This is a genomic window from Mycobacterium sp. 1245805.9, from assembly GCF_001672915.1.
Lineage (GTDB): Bacteria > Actinomycetota > Actinomycetes > Mycobacteriales > Mycobacteriaceae > Mycobacterium.
The window spans coordinates 1-650 of the sequence record NZ_LZKR01000118.1 but is presented as its reverse complement, the minus strand read 5'-3'; the positions used below and the strand labels follow the sequence as shown (position 1 = coordinate 650).

2 pseudogenes are annotated in these 650 nt (G+C 70.0%); one reads left to right on the top strand and one right to left on the bottom strand.

Annotation, left to right across the window (positions count from 1 at the left end):
• Positions 1-289 (top strand): annotated as a pseudogene (locus tag A9X00_RS16465) (hypothetical protein); the annotation flags it as partial.
• Between the two features lie 4 nt (positions 290-293).
• Here the strand turns inward: A9X00_RS16465 and A9X00_RS31380 are convergent.
• Positions 294-650 (bottom strand): annotated as a pseudogene (locus A9X00_RS31380) (hypothetical protein); the annotation flags it as partial.

Below are 650 nucleotides of genomic sequence, written 5' to 3'. Positions count from 1 at the left end.
GACGATCTCCTTCGGCACGCCGTACGGCACCGTCGAGTACGAGGGCGCCACCATCCCGGTCCCCGTCGACGACCAGACGCTGCAGGAGATCACCAAGATCACCGACGGCCAGGCGTTCCACGCCGACAGCCTGGAATCGCTGGAGAGCGTCTATTCGACGCTGCAGCGCCAGATCGGCTACCAGACCGTCAAGGGCGACGCCAGCCTGGCCTGGATGCTGCTCGGCGCGGTGCTGCTGGCCGGCGCCGTCCTGGCCGGCCTGTTCCTGAACCGGCGGCTGCCCGCCTGATCGCTCAGACCGGCAGGCGCCGGTTGATCAGCAGGCCCAGCGCCGCGGCGATCAGCGCGACGACGACGCCCAGGCGCAGCCAGCCGGCGCTGCCGGGGCCGGGCACCGTGCGGAACCCGATGTCGTTCTCGATGGCGTTGTAGCTCTTGTTCAGCTCGCTGATGTTGGTGGCGGTGTAGGACTGCCCGCCGGAGAGCTGGGCGATCTTGCGCATCTGGTCGGTCGACACGGGGACGGCGACGCGCTGCCCGTTCATCTCGATCTCCCCGCCCTTGGTGCCGAACGAGATCGTCGAGATCTGCACCTCCTCGGCCTTGGCGGCCCGCGCGGCGGTGAACGCCCCCTGGGGCGCGTTGGGGTC